Genomic DNA, 853 nt, shown 5'->3' with positions numbered 1-853 from the left:
CGATGGTCAGCCTGGAGGACACGTTATGACGATGGACGAATTTGATGAAGCCATTCGTGAAGCCAAGGTGGAAAAGCGGTCGGCCAAGCGGGATTTCGGAAAAAGCAGCCCTGAGTTCGCTGAGGCAAAGGAGGCGTTGGCCGCACTCAAGGACGCGCGTGACTTCGAGTTTCTTCACGGGGAAGGCACATGACTATCCCACCCACCAGCACCTACTACGCCAAGGCGTTCTGTGTGAAGTGCCTCACCGACCGCAACCGGACGGGCGGGGTGTGGCGCAACCGGATGTTCTTCTGCGGGGGTTGCAAATGAAAAGCACGACGCACGAACGCTNGTGGCGCAACCGGATGTTCTTCTGCGGGGGTTGCAAATGAAAAGCACGACGCACGAACGCTTGGCTGCGTGTCGCCGTGTGACCGAACACCCACCTGCTGCGGTGCGCGCCGTTGTCGCCACCATCGAACGGGTGACAGAGGTCCGCATTCGGTTGTTGACCTGTCTGATGCGCAAAAAACGTTGGGATGGAGACCTCGCGGTCGCGTTTGTTCGGGCAAACGGGGACGTGTGGCGTTGATCCTACGCTGCCCTGAATGTCGAACCCGACGCAAGTCGTTCGACCTGTTCACGAAGCACCTGCGTGAGACCGGGCACCGCGTCTGCAACTGCGGGGGTTACTGGTATCCCCACCGCCCTGGCTCACCGTACTGCGAGCAGAACGCCATGAGCGCTGTCCGCATCGCCGCTCGTCAGGAGGGGATCACCGCCGACGAGTTACTGGAAATTGCGGTCGATTGCGCTTGGGAAAAAGCCGGTCGGCCGTTTACAAAATGGAGAGATTGATCATGACGAATGA

Annotated in this window: 1 protein-coding gene; it reads left to right on the top strand. The window is 59.4% G+C overall.

From position 1 onward, the window contains the following. Positions 1 to 193, top strand: a 193-nt coding sequence (locus I6E78_RS18420; RefSeq protein ID WP_231618052.1) for a hypothetical protein, incomplete at its 5' end; no start/stop codon positions are given. Between the last annotated feature and the right edge of the window lie 660 nt (positions 194 to 853).

This window comes from Pseudoalteromonas sp. NZS127 (assembly GCF_015864805.1).
GTDB lineage: Bacteria > Pseudomonadota > Gammaproteobacteria > Enterobacterales > Alteromonadaceae > Pseudoalteromonas > Pseudoalteromonas nigrifaciens.
This window is presented reverse-complemented; position numbering and strand designations above follow the sequence as displayed.